Genomic DNA, 15,917 nt, shown 5'->3' on the forward strand with positions numbered 1-15,917 from the left:
GAGATACAAATGCCGATCTCGAAAGCCGACATTCTCCAAGTGCAAGGCAGACTGTTCGCGTAAGGCTTTTGACAACACCAGATCAATGATCTAGCAGTTTGACTTCGGGCACTTATTCCGGCGCCCGGTAAGGCAATGCGCCCAAGTCCGGCTCGATGAGCTGTGTGCGAAGGACGCGTTGATGAATTCTCCCGCTAATTCAGGTTCCGTAGAACAAACTCCGATCCCGTTTTCCGAAGGGGTGCGTGTCTGGGCGCGCGTGGCCGCGTTGAGCTTTGGTGGACCAGCGGGCCAGATCGCGGTGATGCACCGCATTCTAGTCGATGAAAAGCGCTGGATCGGGGAGAACCGGTTCCTGCATGCGCTCAATTACTGCATGCTCCTGCCCGGACCGGAAGCCATGCAGCTTGCCACCTATATTGGCTGGTTGCTCCACGGCGTTCGCGGTGGCCTCGTCGCAGGATGCCTGTTCGTCCTTCCCGGCTTCCTCAGCATTATGGCGCTTAGCGTGCTCTATGCCAGTTTTCAGGAGGCCAGCTTCGTCCAGGCGATTTTCTTCGGCATTAAGGCGGCGGTGCTCGCCATAGTCATCGAGGCCCTGCTGCGCATCGGGAAAAGGGCATTGAAAACTTGGCCCATGTATCTGATTGCCGCCGCAGCCTTCGTGGCGATATTCGCATTCGATGCACCTTTCCCGCTGATTATCGCGGCCGCCGCGCTGGTCGGTTTTCTTGGAGGGCATTTCGATCCTGCACGGTTTCTGGTCATTCGCGCCCGTGAAACGACCGAGGACGGGGAGAGCGAGCCGGAAGCCGTGCTTCATACAGGCGGTATGGCGAAAGCGCAGCCTACATGGCGCGGAGCAGTCCGCACGGCCTTGATCTGGGGCAGCATCTGGGCAGCTCCCATAATTGCGCTGATCCTTCTTGTTGGCCCAAATCACGTGTTCACGGAACTGGCGGTTTTCTTCTCCAAGCTCGCGGTCGTGACATTCGGGGGCGCGTATGCCGTGCTGGCCTATATGGCGCAGGAAGCCGTGCAGACGCATGGCTGGCTTGCCCCCGGTGAAATGCTCGATGGGTTGGGCATGGCGGAGACCACGCCGGGTCCACTGATCCAGGTCGTCCAATTCGTGGGGTTCATGGGGGGATATCGCGAAGCAGACATGTTAGGCCCGGTGGCTTCGGGCATCGCGGCTTCGGTCATCGTCACGTGGGTCACGTTCGTGCCGTGCTTCCTATGGATTTTCCTTGGTGCGCCATTTATCGAAAAACTGCGCGGCGTGAAGCTTCTGACAGCGGCGCTTTCGGCGGTGACGGCAGCAGTCGTCGGTGTGATCCTAAACCTTGCCATCTGGTTTGCGCTGCACGTTGCCTTCGCACGGCTTGACGAGGTTCGAGGTTACGGCGCACGCCTGCTCGTGCCGGACTTCGCCACGATCGACGTCGCCTCCGTCGTCATTGCCGCTGCGGCCCTGATCGCCATGCTGCGCTTCAAGATCGGGATGTTGCTCGTTCTCTTCGTGAGCGCACTCATTGGGTCGCTGTATTACCTCGCAATGATGGCTGGCACCTGAAATCACATCCAAGGAGAACTAAGATGAAGCAATTACGCAGAACATTGTTCGTCGGCGGCTTGGCTCTATCGCTATCAGCGATGTCGGCGGCTCTTCACGCGCAGGATAATCTCGGCAATCTCGAGGCACTGATTTTCGAGGCATCGCACTCGGAGGTCACCATGACCGACGATGGGGTCGCACGCATCGGTTGGACGCGCGCCGACGTGCCGGTGATGGTCGACGGCATGCGCCTCGATCCCCCGGCAGGTCTCGGCTCATGGGCTGCCTTCAAACCCGTCGATGGCGGAGTGATGGTCATGGGCGACACGGTCGTATTCGAGGATGAGATAACAGCCGCGATGGACGCTGCCCTCGCCAACGGGTTGACCGTCACCGCGCTGCACAATCATTTCATATTCGACGATCCGCCGGTCTATTTTATGCATATCGGCGGGCATGGGGAAACCGCCAAGATGGCAGCGGGTGTAAAAGCCGTCTGGGATGCCATCAAGGAAGTGCGCGCCGCCTCGCCGACGCCGCAGCGCAGTTTCGGTGGCATGACGCCGGATGCAAACGGCACGATCGAAGCCCTGGCGCTGAGCGAAATCTTGGGCACCGAGCCAAGCATCGCCGATGGTGTCGTGAAATACACCTTCGCTCGCCAAGGCCGCATGCACGGCGTTGAGATCGGTGGTTCGATGGGGCTTACGACCTGGGCGGCGTTCTCGGGCACCAACGACCTTGCCGCCGTGGATGGTGACTTCATCATGACCGAGGACGAAGTCCAGCCCGTGCTCCGCGCACTGCGCGAGCGGGATATCCATATCGTAGCATTGCATAACCACATGATCGGCGGTGAACCGATGTTTTACTTCCTCCACTACTGGGGAGTGGGTCCAGCAAAAGAGCTTGCAGCGGCGATTGCTGCTGCCCGTAACGCACAGGCCGAAACCGGATAGGCGCAACCATTCCGATAAAAATCAGTAAGGCAGCGATCGCTTGCACCTCATTGCGACAGGCATTGTCTTCGAAATGGCAGGGAACGTGAGTTATGTCGCTAGCTGGTGGGCTTGTCTTTGAATGCGATGTGGATGGGACACGGCGCCGCGATTTGAATCGCGACCGGATTGTCCGTTTTCTTAGGAAAGCTCCCGAAACCAGACTGTCTCGAAGCGGCCCCTTTGCAGTCATCGTCGAGCCCCTGAATGTATGGCAGCTTTCGGGGAGCTAATCCGGAGCCGGGAATGACGGCTTTGTTCGCGGCATTGGCCTTGGTAAGTATATGCGGTAAATGGCGGCGATCAGCAAAACGACTTCCCGCAGGCGCTTGCACCCTTATCGCTCCGGCTTTTGCGCGTCCCACCGTTCGAAATGCGGTTTCAACGGGCCGGGCAGCGCCTCGTAAAAGGCGTTGTTGAGCCGATAATGCGGCATGGTCTCCCAGACGGCGTTGAGGAGGGCCATGCCCTGCTTAAGATCCTTTGGTTTCTTCTGCGGATTTCGCTCGGGTTTCTCCGCCATCCAAAGCTTTTGCAGCGCAAACCACCGTGGATCCGGGACTACCATTCGCGCGGCGCCGCCGTCCCGAACGCCGACGATGCGGTCGATCGGTCGGCCGTTGAGAAGCCATTCTTGCTCGGGTAAAGGAACGGGGCGAGGCTTGTCACGCGCAACCTGTCCACCAATCCGGCTGGGAGCAGCCAAAATCTCCATTTCATAGGCCTTGGAATTGCGCGCCTGGAAGGGACGTTCGGCATTGACCGAATAGGTGGTGTCGACCTCTTTCAGCACCTTCCACAAAGTCGGGCGTTGGTCGTCGGCTTCAATCGCAGTCAGGGCCATGTCGAAGTCCATCGTCTCGCTTGGAGCATCCCGGATGAATCCATTGGCCTCCAGCGCATAGGCGGCCAGTGCATTGGTACCTACAACCATAGCTTGAGTGCCCAAAAAGCGCAGTCGATCCGCCTCTCGCAGAATCTTGCCTGCTTCTGCTGGCAGCATCGGAAGGCGCAGCGCTCGGTACAGGCTGCCCTGTTCCTTGAGGGCCGCCTGGCTCTGGGAAAGCCGATCCTTCAGCTCCGCCTTTTCCGCCTTGTATTGATCGAATTCGGCCTGCTTTTCGGAGTTCAGCGGTCCTTTGCTTTTCATGTTTCCGAGCCGGTCCGTCACCTCATAGAGATATTCGCGGCCTGATATTTCCTTGATGCGCATATTATAGGGCAGATCGTTGAGCACACGAAGACTGTCCATCCAGACTTGATACGTCTGTTCGAGGTTGACGATCACTCGGGATTGTTCATCGGAGAAAGGCTGGACTGTCATGGTTTACCCTGCAAATGGGTCGTTGTCATAGTCTACAGGGTAAAATATGTGGATTCAATCGCCGAACACAAGTAAGCTGATCATCAGCACGCTGCTCAAGCCGGCGGCGAAGACGGGACCCTGTCTATCTTCCTCAGGCAAATAGGGGGCAGCCTCAGTTCGACGGCGAGCGACTTTTTGTGCTCAGCGCTCATAATGGCTGCCCTTCGCGCGCCACGTTTGTAAGCAAGCCCGCATGCTCATCTGCATCCGAGCAGCGCAAGGGCAAAATACTAACGAACTCGTTAGTTTCCTCGGCTAATTGCCCCGTGAGCCGCCGCATTTTTGCGCGTGATTTTCGCCAATCTGCGCCTTCATGAAGTATAACAAGGACATCCCAATCACTGTCTGATCCAGCATCACCGCGTGCATGCGAGCCGTAGAGGTAGGCTGCGTCCAGGTCGCGGCCTAGCGCTGTCTCAATTAAATAGCGAATTCGGCTGCGAAGGGCAGCGCTGCCACGAGGCGCCATGATACGGTCGCTCATTTTGCACCTCCTTACATTTGCTTTTCCTACGTACTGTGTATGCGTCAAGCGGATAGGGAAGGGCTCGACCAGGGATTACTAGTCGGTCTTTCAATTCCCCGCGGCACTCACCCATCCGGCTGGGCAGCTGTCGATCAAAGCTTTTGAGATGTAAATCTCTCTGAGCCAGACCAGCTCAACTCCCATATGGCACCCTGTCGGATGTTCTGCACCATCGTCGTCCAAAAAGCGGCCAGGCATACACCGCCTTCGTAACGAACAGAGGGATAGACGGCCCCGCCGAAATCGGCTTCTCGCAATTCGCGCGCCAAAGCCTGCCCCGCTGGATGACCGGCATTTTCATCCGGATCGAGATAATCGGCACCCGTCTCGCTACGGAGATCTACGAATGGTCCGATGAAGCCGGCGATCAGTTCCCGGTACCGCGTGACATTTTCGTAAATGCCGACATTTGCGAGTTCGCGGGTCAGGTGATGCCCCACTTCCGCTATAGCGGTTTGCACGGGTTCGTGAGCGAAAGTGGCGTACCAGGCTCCCCGATCGCTGCCATTGAACCGGTTTCCTTTCGACCGTGTGTAGCAAAAGGCTGCATTCACATAAGTCCAGCCATAGCCATAAGCGGGCGTCAGAAGCTCGTCCTGGCGTACTCCCGCAGGCGGCGGAATATCATAGTTCTGCCGAAGTGATGTCTTTCCTTCCAGGCGCTCTAACACTTCGAGCGCCGCGTCTGTGTCGGCAAGCGGCTGCATCGCCGGCTCATCGAGATAGGCGGTGCTGATCATTCGTATCGTCGCCGGCTCGGCCAATTCAATTAGCGGAAGATCGCGCGGGACAGGTCTTTCTACAAGCTGCACGCCAGGTCACACCCCTCCACGCAAGGCGTCGAGATGCTGGCGCACTGCTATCATCGCAGGAATGCCGCCAGCAATCATCATGTCTACCGGCCGCCGACCACTGTACGGTGCGCCCTTGTTGGCGAGCGTTGGCCAACTGGTCGTGAGAGGTCCGTTGAAAAGGAGACGCAACCCTTTGAAGATACCGATGATGAGGCTGGCCCTCGTGACCTTGTCGCGGTCGAGGCGACCCTTGAACGTGTCCTGCTTCATGCGGTCCCAGGTCGCCTGGGGTACATCGAACAGGGCTGCCGCTTCCTGGCCCGACAAATGCCATTGCCGAGTTGCGCGCACCACTGCCTTTACAATGATGGAAACCTGTTCCCTATCAGCAATAGGGTCTATCCCCGGTCTCTCCAGATCCAGAATGTTCATTGCGGCGCACCTCTTATGACGTAGTTATTAGCATCATATGAGATAATCAAGAGCGTAACAGGATCTGCGGGTTCTCTCTTATTGCGCGTGAACACGAGGACTTCTCGGCAATGAAGATCGCAACATTCAATGTGAACGGCGTCAATGGCCGCCTTGCAGCGCTCCTCCGCTGGCTTGAGGAAGAGAAGCCAGACATTGTTGCTCTCCAGGAGTTGAAGGCGCCGCAGGAGCGGTTTCCTGAAGCAGCCATTCGAGATGCCGGTTATGAAGCGATATGGCATGGGCAGAAGAGCTGGAACGGGGTCGCTCTGCTCAGCCGGGTCGGTGAGATCTTCGCAACACGGCGCGGCCTCCCGAATGATCCAGATCCAAAGCAGAGCCGCTACATAGAGGCAGCGATTAACGGGGTCATCGTCGCCAGCCTCTATCTTCCCAACGGGAATCCTCGTCCGGGTCCGAAGTTCGATTACAAGCTCGCCTGGTTCGAGCGGTTAATTGATCATGCAGCTGACTTTCTGGCCACCGGAGCGCCCGTTGTCTTGGCAGGTGACTTCAACGTCATTCCCACAGAACGCGACGTTTACAAGCCGGAACGCTGGCTCGACGATGCACTCTTTGCTCCAGAGGTGCGCGCCGTGTATTTTAGGCTTCTCGAGCAGGGATGGTCGGATGCACTTAGGGCAAGGCATCCGGAAGAGACGATCTATACGTTCTGGCACTATTTTCGGGACGCATTCGCCCGCGACGCCGGGCTGCGCATCGATCATCTGCTGCTTAGCCCGTCGCTCGCCGACCGGCTGGTCGATGCGCAGGTCGACCGACATGTGAGAGGCTGGGAAAAAGCCAGCGATCACGCTCCCACCTGGATCGACATAACGACGGTGACCTAGGGTGGAGGCGGATGTTTCTCCTACGGACACTCCCGAAACGACTTGCTATGAAAGTCGATGCGAATCATCGCAAAAAGGGGGAATACAATGAAACTTATTGGACTCGCGCTCTGCGCGACGGCTTTCGCATGCGCTGCTAACGCAGAGGAAGTACAGCTGCCGCCTGTCGCGGCGCCTGTTCCAGCCGCTATGGCTCTTGCGCCTGCTGACCCAGCCGTTCTGCGCGTGGGAACGCAGGTGCCACTGAAGGTTGCCGAAGGTATTACGACGAAGGGGAAGAAGCTGAAGGTCGGCCAGCGGTTTCGTCTCGAGACCGCCGAAGCCGTCGTTCTGGGCGGCCAGACGGTTATTCCGGCCGGGAGTCCGGCAATGGCCGAGATTACCGAGGTCCGCAACAAGGGCATGTGGGGCAAGTCTGGCCGCATCAATGCGCGGATCCTGTATGTGCAGGTAAACGGCCGTCAGATTCGGCTCAGCGGCCAGATGGACGACAAGGGGACGACCGGTACGGCAGGCGTCGTGGGCGCCGTTGCCCTCATTCCCGTCGCAGGTTTCTTTGTCACCGGTACAAGCGCAGAGATTCCTTTGGGAGCGCCTGTGATGGGCTTTGTGGACGAGGACGTGCCGCTGGCATTCGCCGCGGCATCTCCTGCCCCTTTGGCTGTTGCCCCTTCCGCTCCGCTCGCTGTTGAGGCAGCGCTGGAAGAGGAAGTCGCCATCGGTGCCGCATCCATCGTGAGCGAATAAAGAATGAGGGAGGGGCCGGTGTTATCCGGCCCCTCATATTTTATGATTGCCGACCTACCCTGCCCCAAATGCAACCGCGACATGAGCGAGTGCGAATGTGAACCAGCCGGCGGCGACGGTTGGCTATGGGCGACCGCCGCGGTGCTCGCAATCACGGCGGTGTCCCTAATCTTCTAAGGGCATTCCCCCTGGGCCGTGTTTCGGCCCTCGCTGGCGCTCAAGGTTGGCCCAATGTGAACAGCACGCCCCGCACTGCTGATCGATCGCCAGCTCAAGATTGCTGCCGGCGGCATAGTTCATTGCAAAGATCGTGATCGGTCTACCGTATTGCTCAAGCCCCACGGCTATTCGGAAGCCTCCCATCGACTGCGGGATGATCTTGATGTTCACCGCCCCGCCTTCCGCACGGGCGCGACGAATCAGAGCGTGCAGGTTCATATTGCATATGAGAACGAAAACGGAACACGCGGTCAATCCGTGGCGAGTGCTGCCATTACTGCTGATGACGCCTGTGGACGCAAGTGCAGATAAAATCGCCTCATGTCGTGGGGATCCGCGAATCTCTTGATGAACCCCGCGGCTTCCAGTTCTTGTACCGCCCGCAAGGCAGTTGTACGGGGAGCCTCCGCCATTAAGACAGCGTCGCACACGCTAACCGGTCGTCCCTCACGGCCTGATTTCAGGAGATAGATAAGCACGTCCCAGGCGATGCCTTTCGGACGAAAAGGCCCGCCGAGTTTGCGCCGCGCTTTTCTTCTCGCCAGTTCCTGATTGAGATAGCTATCGATATCGGAACGCGCAGGCGTTGACGTAGCCAGCAAAGCTCCGAGCTTCTGCGCAATCTCCTCAATCTCGCGCGCAAAATTTTTGTTCGTTTCCGATCCTGCCGAGTTTGCAGATGCCCCCTGCCCTTCGGTCATTCGCAGCCGCCATCCCGGCGACAAATTAGAACTCTGATACTGATTCCCCTACCATCAGGAAGATAACGCTATGGGCATCTTTCCCCCGAATTGCCAAGCACTTTTCATAGGTAAGCACTTAATTTCCCGTTTGGTTTTTCAGAATAGAGAACGTTTGTATTTTAAGGGGCTTGTGCTGGAATTCGACGTCTCGCTTTAGGGCGGCGCAAATTATTTTAACGCGGAAACGTTTCCCATTGGCGATCGTTCTAGTGAGGACCGCTCATCCAAGCGGTCAGCCTGGAGATAGTTTTGCGACAATTAATGCGAGATACCCTCGACGAGACACTCGAGCGTTTTATACGATCCTCATCCGAGCGTCAGGAAAAGGAGCGACAAGCTTCTGAGCTTCGCTCCAATCAGCCTGAAGCCAAACCGAAGCAGTCTCAGCGGTAAGCAGCACCGGCATGGCCTTGGGATGCATCGCACCGACGATCTCGTTCGGATCCGTGGTCAGGAAGGCATAGCGCGACCTCTCACCTTCCACTGGTCGCCAGATGCCCGCGAAGGCGAACAGCGGCGCGTCGCTAAGTTCGAACCAGACCTTGCGCTTCGATCCCTTTTCTCCGGTCCATTCGCAGAATGAGGTGACGGGGACGAGGCATCGGCGGTCAGGGCGTTTCAAGGCAGACAGCCAGAAGCTGCTGGAGAGATTCCGCACGTTCGTGATGGGCCGCTTCACGGCGCCAGGTGGCGGAAAGCCCCAGGTGAACGTTTCGATGACAGGGCCATCACCGGTGCTGCGAACGATGGGAGCGTCCTGATCCGGGTAGATCTCCGGCAGTTCGGGAATGTTGCCCGCGGCATTCTTCGCCCCGAACAAGGTAGCGATTTCACTCGCGTTTGACCGCATGCGGTAGAGGTTACACATCCAACCTTAGTGGCGCCGTCCGTATTCCACGTCCATAAGCGCCTTAGGCCCTGTTGACATAGTGGATTCTCAAACGGGATGAGTTCTGATTCAAGGTTGCCTTTTGTAGGCGGGTTTGGCGCGTGGTGATCTGGCGGACGAACAATGGGCGGTGGGCGCCGCGCTATTGCCGTTGGAGCGCGGCAGGAAGGCACGGCCAGCTCACGACACCGCCAACAGGAGTTCATCCGTTTCTTCGACCGCATCCAGCAATAAATGCCCGCCGACGAGGCGAGCCGCCACGATCTGACCAATTTTGAATGGCGCGTGATCGCGCCGCTACTGCCGAACAAGCCGCGAGACGTCCCGAGGGGTGATCGGCGGGTGCCGAACGGCATTTTCTGGGTGCTCGGTTCGGTGCGACGTGGCGCGACCTAGCCGAACGCTACGGTCCAGGACAACCTGCTACAAGCGGTTCGTGCGCTGCAGAGGGCGGCGTGTGGGACCGTCTGCCGAACGCGATCACAGCGGCCTACGACGGCGATATCCAGATGACCGACAGCACTTCTGTCCGGGCGCACCAGCGGGTTGCGACCGCAAAAAAGGGGTCGAGATCCCGGCCCCAATCGCTCCCGGGGCGGCCCTACGACTAAGGTTCCCTGCGGTCATCGACCAGCGACTTTCGGTCCGGCTAAGTATGAGCGCAGGGCAAGCGCACGATGCTCCCGCCGCAGTGCCCCTGCTTGACTGGCTAGACCCGCGCACCCTCGTGCTCGCCAACAAGTAAAGCTGGTGGGCATCATGCCTTCTATCCCGAAACCGACAGAGCAAACTGAATTCTGCATATCGGAATCAGCATTTCATTGCAGGTCCCGTCCTCGTCAGGGTTCACTGCTCTTCCTTTCAAGAAGCGGGTCGTCATCATTTCCTGAGCGAGACAATCGAGGTCGCTTGCACGTAGTTCTGCTCGGATTGGTGTTCCGGATCCGATGAGATAAACATCGAAGCGAGCCATTTTGCACCTCCCGTTCTACTGACGATATTTAGTTGCGGCCAAAACAGAAATGCTGCGGAATTCGGAATACTGCGCGTCCCCTTCACCACCGTAGTTAGGTGGCTCAGTTGACGCATCGAGAGCGGAACCACGCATTATTTCGACCAGCAGACAAGCCTTATCCCCTGGCATTAACGCACTGGGTGCTCTCCTCAATGGACGTTTGCCTCTTCCTTAGGCACTCGACCCTTCGAATATTTCCCCGCGAGGCCAAATGGGGCAGATGGCCAACTCTGTGATGCACGAGTCGTCCCCTTTCCTGCAAATCCTGCCACGCTGCATCAAGTTTGAAAAGCAAAAAGAACAAATGCAGAACATTGTTCTCGGCAGTTCTTCAGCCAGTCGGTTCACAGAGCCCTTATTTCTCATACACACCATAAAATTTTCCGCGAACCATCATCTGGTTTGCCAATTGCCTAAGCGTAAAGATTCTAACAGGTGCACAGAATGCAGGTAGTCTCTATTGCCGCACTCAAAGAAGCAGGGAAATCGCGCCGCTGATCGGAATGCGAGGCCGTTCCTATTGCTCCCGCGCGGGATTGTTCGCCTCATTTGCACGGTGCAGAGCTTCCGAGGCCTTGCGCCCAGACCCACAACGCAAAAAGCCAAACTTATGAGGCCGATCCTACCGCAAATCTTAACTTATGGGGCAAATCGGGCCCGTTTATGGGGCGCTCATCAATCGTCAAACCGCTTATTTGCGCCATTCCTTATCGTCTCCGGGGACAACTTTTGGGGCGAACGACAGGGGCCAAAGCCAGTTGGCATCATCCGCGCGCGTTATCGTGAAGGACGGGGGGCAGAGCCGAGCCTGCTGATTCCCGGAGAGCCGGAACTCTTTCGTATCGATCTCGGTCATATCGGACACCGCTTCTGCCCGGTCACCGCATCCGCATCGAGATCTCCAGCAGCGCCTACCACATGTTCAATCCCAACCAGAACACGGGCAATCCCATCGCAACCGATGTGGAGTGGCGCACGGCTAGCCAAAGCATTTTCCACGATACGAACCGCCCCTCAGCGCTGGTTCTGCCGGTCTATAGCGAAACCGAGGTGCAGGCGCAGCAGCCTTAGCCGTGATTGGCTAGAGGGCGATCGGAGGGGAGTTGATTCGCGAGGACCCGTTCTGCAGCGATTCAATTTCGGAATTCGGCATACGTCTTGTGTTAGCGCGAAGCGACGTTCAGAGCTGTGCCAACTGAAGCGGTCGGTGAGGTGGTCTCGGAAATTCGGACAGGGTGTTAAGCTCATCTCGACCTGAAGGAACGGACGGGAATGAAGACGACGAGAAAGCGCTACAGCGCGCAGTTCAAGGCGAAGGTGGCCATGGAGGCGATCCGGGATGACCTGACGCTGGCGGAGCTAGGCGCGAAGCATGGCATTCACCATACGATGATAGGGGCGTGGAAGCGTCAGGCGATGAACGGCATGGCTGCTGGTCTGTTCGAGGGTGGCGATCAGAGCTCGAAGGCTGCCAGCGAGGCAGAAATCGAGAAACGGCACGCCAAGATCGGGCAATTGGTCGTGGAGCGGGATTGTTTAGCCAAAGCCTTCGGTCGATGAGCGTGGACCGAAGGCGATTGATGATCGAATCTGCTAACCAGCGCCTGTCGATCACCGCGTAATGTCGGCTGTTGCTGATCAGTCGGTCGTCCTATTACTACGCGCCGGTGCCGGCGACCGATGAGACGCTGGCCCTGATGACGGTGATCGACGAGACGTTCATGGAGTGCCCGTGGTATGGCAGCCGCTAGATGGCGCGGCACCTGCGTCGCAATGGCCGTGATGTTGGGCGACGGCGAACACGGCGGCTGATGGCGAAGATGGGCCTGACGCCGATCTACCAGCGGCCGCGCACGAGGGATCCGCACCCGCAGCATCGGATCTATCCTTACCTTCTGCGCAAACTTGCGATCGAGCGACCCAACCACGTGTGGTGCGCCGACGTGACGTGCATCCCTATGCGCAGGGGGTTCCTCTACTTGGCAGCGATTATGGACCGGGCCACCCGCAAGGTGCTGGCGTGGCGACTGTCAAACACGATGGAGGCTGGCTTCTGTGTTGCTGCGTTGGAAGATGCCCTGGCCTGCTTCGACAAGCCCGAGATCTTCAATACGGACCAAGGCAGCCAGTTCACTTCGCAAGCCTTCACCAGCGTACTGCGCGATGCCGATGTGCGCATCAGCATGGACGGCCGCGGCAGATGGATGGACAATGTGTTCATCGAGCGGCTGTGGCGATCTCTCAAATACGAATGCGTTTCTCTCCACGCCTTCGAACCCGGGTCCGAGCTGCGCGCCGGCCTTGATCGCTGGGTCGCTTATTACAACCATTACCGGCCGCACTCGGCGCTTGGCGGGCGAACCCCGGCCGAGGCATATGGGAGGATCGGCCAATCAGATGATGGGGGGCATGCCCCCATCATCTGATGACCAGCCTGGCGGCATAATTACATCCGGGATGAGCTTAACTTCGCCGCCAACATGTTCAAAAAGGCGGGACCACCTCATTCATCATCAGCAGGGATGCGCCGATTGGCCCGACGCCGGGAATTTGTGCCAACCGCTGGCTGCATTCGTCATTGCGGTGCCATTCCATGATTTTAGCTTCAACCTGCTCGATCTCTCGCAGGAGCTGAGTATATTCCCGCCCGTGAAGCGCAAAGAGTTCACGCGCAAGATCAGGAACCGCCTCATCAGCCGCTATACGCTCGAGCAGAGGATCGATCAGGCACATTCCGGTTGCTGCGGTGATCCCAAATTCCGCAGCGAAGCCCCGGATGGCATTGGCAAGCTGTGTGCGTTTTCGGATGAGCCTGGTGCGCATCCCGACAAGCATGAGAGCCGCTTGCTGCTTTATGACCGGATGAACCCGGTCATTGGCGAGGATGAGGAAGGCCGCGTCGTCTACAACCGCGCACTTGGCGACCTGGCGAGCCATTATGTCTTTTTGCCCGAGGCCTGCCGGTCGTATCGACCCAAGACAAAAGGCAAGGTTGAACGATCGTTCCGCTATATCCGCGCAGACTTCTTTCTTGGAACCGCATTCCGCGACATCGAGGATCTAAACGTGCAGCTGGCACGCTGGCTCGCCGATGTCGCCAGCCCGCGGGTGCACGCAACGACCGGACGCATTATCAACGAAGCCTTCGCCGAACAACGACCGACATTGCAGAGCTTGCCGCTGATCCCGTTTGTTTTTCCTCCCACAGGCTGGGGCCGGCTCGCGCATCAGACAACGCAAGTCCGCTAAACCGCGTGAACAATCACGCAGGGGTTCCGGTAGACAGCTGTCCAGTGCTAGAGTGATCGAAAGGAGACTGAAATGGACAATGATCTTTCGTGCAAGCGTATCGTCGTAACAGGATCGGCGAGTGGCATGGGCGCAGGGATTGCCAAGGCTTTCTCCGGTCTGGGCGCGAATGTCGCCGCGATGGATATTGATAGCCAGACAGGAAGCGGGATCGCGAAGAGTTCAGGTGTGCGCATGTTCGTGCAAACCGATGTGACCGATGAAAATTCGGTTGACGACGCGTTTGCACGGGCGGCGGATGCGCTTGGCGGGATCGATGCTGTTGTCCATGCAGCAGGCGCCGCCCCCCGGGGGACGGGGCAGGATACTAGCCTGGAACTGTGGAACCGCGTGATGGCGGTCAACGCGACCGGCACCTTTCTCGTCAATCGCGCAGCCTTTGCACATCTGAAGGATGCCGGCGGAAACATCGTTAATTTCGCGTCCGCTGCTGGGGTCGAGGGCTACCCCGGTAAATCCGCCTATGCAGCGGCCAAGGGTGCGGTGATTGCCTGGACGCGCAGCGTGGCGCGCGAATGGGGCGCCCATTCGATACGGGTCAATGCCGTTGCCCCCGCGATCTGGACCCCGATGTACGACAAGACCCGATCCGACATGACACAGGAACAGCTGGCAGAACACGACCGCCAGATGTCTGCCGCCATTCCATTGGGCGGAAAACTGGGGCAGATCGATACCGATCTTGTACCCGTGGTCGCCTTTCTGGCGTCTGATGCGGCGCAATTCGTGACCGGACAGGTCCTGCCTGTAGACGGCGGCGTACTGATGATGAGGTAAAGATCGATTGCCACGCGGGGGGCCTGTCATTCCATGGACAAGGGCGGCCAGCCGCCCAGCGGATTTTTAAAGGCGGGCGCATCGTATGTCTTACCCGCTGCCATGCCCCGTTCATCCTGCCACGATAGAACGGCAGGAAGCGGCGGAGGGCAAAACGCGAGCCGTTGTCGGTGCGCACCAAGCTATCGTCATAGCTGCCGATGAAGCACGACGGTCCGCCATCGCCTTGTGCCGCGAAAAACTTCATAACGGTCCACGTCGCGCTCGCGCTGTCGCCATCGAATAATATGACCCGGCGGTGCAGGTTTGCGCAAGAAAGGTCCAGTGTTCCAACGTCATCTGCTATACAGCCGCGATCGGATCGCGGCCATTCAGCGATGGTTTGTGAAACGCGGTGAGCATTCCATCGTGCGCATAGGTTTCGGCCGCGGCCTTTCCATCCGGTTTCATGTAAGCATGGCTGTAGGCTGCGCCCAATCGCTGGAAGGTGTCAAACATCAATTCCTATTCGCGCGGTCAGGATGTCGTGAACAAGGCGTACAGCTTTGATCAGACGACCTGACGATGACCGGTAATAGCTGGAAGAAGCTGTCCATCTATTATTCGGTTACCGAGGATACGATGCTCACCTTTGGGGATGTATCCCCTTGCCATACGTAAGATAATCTGCTATAAAATGGGGTATGAAAACGAAGCCCCTCACGATCCAACAATTCTTCAGGCAGTTTCCTGACGACGAAACGTGCCTCCAGCGTCTTTTCGATGTTCGGTTTGGACAGGGCCACGTTTGCCCTAAGTGTGAGCGGGCTTCTAACTGGTATCGGATAGAAGCCGAGCGGGCCTATTCCTGCCAGTGGTGCGGTCATCATCTGCACCCTACGGCTGACACCCCTTTCGCGCGCACCCGCACCCCGCTGCAAAGCTGGTTCTATGCGATGTATCTGTTCACGACGACGCGCCACAGTGTCAGCGCCAAGGAATTGCAGCGCCAGCTAGGCGTCACGTACAAGACAGCATGGCGTATGGCCCATGAAATCCGCAAGCACATGGCGAACGTCGATGGCGAAAGCCCAATCGGTGGCCCCGGCACGAGCGTTGAAATTGACGAAACGCTTATGGGCGGCGTCAAGAAAGGTACTCACAATCGTGGTAGTGCGGCCAAGACAGTCGTTGTGGGCGCACTCCAGTGCGGCGGCGACCTGATTACGGCGGTTGTGCCAAACCAGCGTCGTGCGACCCTAGAGCCGTTCGTGCTTGAGAACTTGAAGATTGGCGGCAACGCCCACACCGACGAACTTCGCAGCTATACGAGCCTTTCTGTTGCGGGGTGCCGTCACTCCACCGTGAACCACGGCGCAGAGGAATATGCGTATTTCGATTATCGCCTTGGCGACACGGTATCGGTCAACTCAATCGAGAACTTCTGGCGGCACCTGAAATGCTCCGTCACCGAAACGCATATCAGCGTGAGCGCAAAGCACCTTGGGAAATATACCAAGGAATTTGAATATCGAATCAATTGTCGCAGTCGTTCCGAGGCGATGATTTCGGAGCTGCTGGGTCACTTCCCTGAACCATCTGCTTGATAGCATCCTCTAGGGCGTTCTGGTCCCCATCGGCGTCGCAGCGATGCTCTTTGATAAACTCGTCTAAC

The 15,917-nt window shown here is 57.9% G+C and carries 16 protein-coding genes and 3 pseudogenes; 10 read left to right on the forward strand and 9 right to left on the reverse strand.

The annotated features are described in order from the left end of the window. Positions 1-181 precede the first annotated feature (181 nt). Together chrA and ACSMXM_RS10845 are read left to right on the forward strand one after the other, a co-directional pair. Positions 182-1,576 carry a chromate efflux transporter gene (chrA, locus tag ACSMXM_RS10840; RefSeq protein WP_119512568.1) on the forward strand — a complete coding sequence of 465 codons (1,395 nt, stop codon included), beginning with the start codon at positions 182-184 and terminating at the stop codon, positions 1,574-1,576. Between the two features lie 23 nt (positions 1,577-1,599). Further along, entirely contained in the window at positions 1,600-2,517 is a 918-nt protein-coding gene (locus ACSMXM_RS10845; RefSeq protein WP_225081837.1) for a DUF1259 domain-containing protein, read from the forward strand. Between the two features lie 376 nt (positions 2,518-2,893). On the opposite strand, the gene ACSMXM_RS10850 is transcribed toward ACSMXM_RS10845, so the two are convergent. From ACSMXM_RS10850 to ACSMXM_RS10865, 4 genes are all read right to left on the reverse strand, one after another. Next, complete coding sequence (locus ACSMXM_RS10850; protein ID WP_460316044.1) at positions 2,894-3,844, reverse strand: GSU2403 family nucleotidyltransferase fold protein; 951 nt, start codon at positions 3,842-3,844, stop codon at positions 2,894-2,896. 226 nt (positions 3,845-4,070) lie between these two features. Further along, entirely contained in the window at positions 4,071-4,406 is a 336-nt protein-coding gene (locus tag ACSMXM_RS10855) for a nucleotidyltransferase domain-containing protein (RefSeq protein ID WP_460316046.1), read from the reverse strand. A gap of 134 nt (positions 4,407-4,540) precedes the next feature. Further along, a complete protein-coding gene (locus ACSMXM_RS10860; protein WP_460316048.1) occupies positions 4,541-5,188 on the reverse strand; it encodes an RES family NAD+ phosphorylase in 648 nt (215 codons plus the stop codon). A 78-nt stretch (positions 5,189-5,266) separates the two neighbouring features. Then, positions 5,267-5,674, reverse strand: coding sequence for an antitoxin Xre-like helix-turn-helix domain-containing protein (locus ACSMXM_RS10865; protein ID WP_460316050.1), 408 nt, complete (start codon positions 5,672-5,674; stop codon positions 5,267-5,269). A gap of 110 nt (positions 5,675-5,784) precedes the next feature. On the opposite strand from ACSMXM_RS10865, the gene xth reads away from it, so the two are divergent. After that, positions 5,785-6,564 (forward strand): exodeoxyribonuclease III, encoded by a 780-nt coding sequence (gene xth, locus ACSMXM_RS10870; RefSeq protein WP_460316051.1) that lies wholly within the window; start codon positions 5,785-5,787, stop codon positions 6,562-6,564. 87 nt (positions 6,565-6,651) lie between these two features. Continuing rightward, positions 6,652-7,311, forward strand: coding sequence for a hypothetical protein (locus ACSMXM_RS10875; RefSeq protein WP_460316053.1), 660 nt, complete (start codon positions 6,652-6,654; stop codon positions 7,309-7,311). Positions 7,312-7,476: 165 nt separating this feature from the next. On the opposite strand, the gene ACSMXM_RS10880 is transcribed toward ACSMXM_RS10875, so the two are convergent. From ACSMXM_RS10880 to ACSMXM_RS10890, 3 genes are all read right to left on the reverse strand, one after another. Further along, complete coding sequence (locus ACSMXM_RS10880; protein WP_460316055.1) at positions 7,477-7,701, reverse strand: hypothetical protein; 225 nt, start codon at positions 7,699-7,701, stop codon at positions 7,477-7,479. A gap of 80 nt (positions 7,702-7,781) precedes the next feature. After that, a complete protein-coding gene (locus ACSMXM_RS10885; RefSeq protein WP_460316057.1) occupies positions 7,782-8,231 on the reverse strand; it encodes a hypothetical protein in 450 nt (149 codons plus the stop codon). Between the two features lie 337 nt (positions 8,232-8,568). Further along, complete coding sequence (locus ACSMXM_RS10890) at positions 8,569-9,141, reverse strand: SOS response-associated peptidase (protein WP_460316059.1); 573 nt, start codon at positions 9,139-9,141, stop codon at positions 8,569-8,571. 255 nt (positions 9,142-9,396) lie between these two features. On the opposite strand from ACSMXM_RS10890, the pseudogene ACSMXM_RS10895 reads away from it, so the two are divergent. The 3 genes and pseudogenes from ACSMXM_RS10895 to ACSMXM_RS10905 form a co-directional block, all read left to right on the forward strand. Continuing rightward, a pseudogene (locus ACSMXM_RS10895) lies at positions 9,397-9,904 on the forward strand (IS5 family transposase); the annotation flags it as partial. 1,143 nt (positions 9,905-11,047) lie between these two features. Beyond that, entirely contained in the window at positions 11,048-11,248 is a 201-nt protein-coding gene (locus tag ACSMXM_RS10900) for a CocE/NonD family hydrolase C-terminal non-catalytic domain-containing protein (protein WP_460316415.1), read from the forward strand. Between the two features lie 201 nt (positions 11,249-11,449). Continuing rightward, positions 11,450-12,603, forward strand: a pseudogene (locus tag ACSMXM_RS10905) (IS3 family transposase). A gap of 67 nt (positions 12,604-12,670) precedes the next feature. Here ACSMXM_RS10905 and ACSMXM_RS10910 read toward each other — a convergent pair. After that, a pseudogene (locus ACSMXM_RS10910) lies at positions 12,671-13,030 on the reverse strand (IS110 family transposase); the annotation flags it as partial. Between the two features lie 93 nt (positions 13,031-13,123). On the opposite strand from ACSMXM_RS10910, the gene ACSMXM_RS10915 reads away from it, so the two are divergent. Both ACSMXM_RS10915 and ACSMXM_RS10920 read left to right on the forward strand, forming a co-directional pair. Next, positions 13,124-13,426 carry a hypothetical protein gene (locus ACSMXM_RS10915; protein ID WP_460316061.1) on the forward strand — a complete coding sequence of 101 codons (303 nt, stop codon included), beginning with the start codon at positions 13,124-13,126 and terminating at the stop codon, positions 13,424-13,426. A gap of 72 nt (positions 13,427-13,498) precedes the next feature. Next, entirely contained in the window at positions 13,499-14,263 is a 765-nt protein-coding gene (locus tag ACSMXM_RS10920; RefSeq protein WP_460316062.1) for an SDR family NAD(P)-dependent oxidoreductase, read from the forward strand. Positions 14,264-14,605: 342 nt separating this feature from the next. Here the strand turns inward: ACSMXM_RS10920 and ACSMXM_RS10925 are convergent, their stop codons facing one another. Then, entirely contained in the window at positions 14,606-14,761 is a 156-nt protein-coding gene (locus ACSMXM_RS10925; protein ID WP_460316064.1) for a hypothetical protein, read from the reverse strand. Positions 14,762-14,946: 185 nt separating this feature from the next. Here ACSMXM_RS10925 and ACSMXM_RS10930 point away from each other — a divergent pair, with 185 nt between their 5' ends. Beyond that, a complete protein-coding gene (locus ACSMXM_RS10930) occupies positions 14,947-15,849 on the forward strand; it encodes an IS1595 family transposase (protein ID WP_460316065.1) in 903 nt (300 codons plus the stop codon). Positions 15,850-15,917: the final 68 nt, after the last annotated feature.

The organism is Pacificimonas sp. ICDLI1SI03, assembly GCF_054740865.1.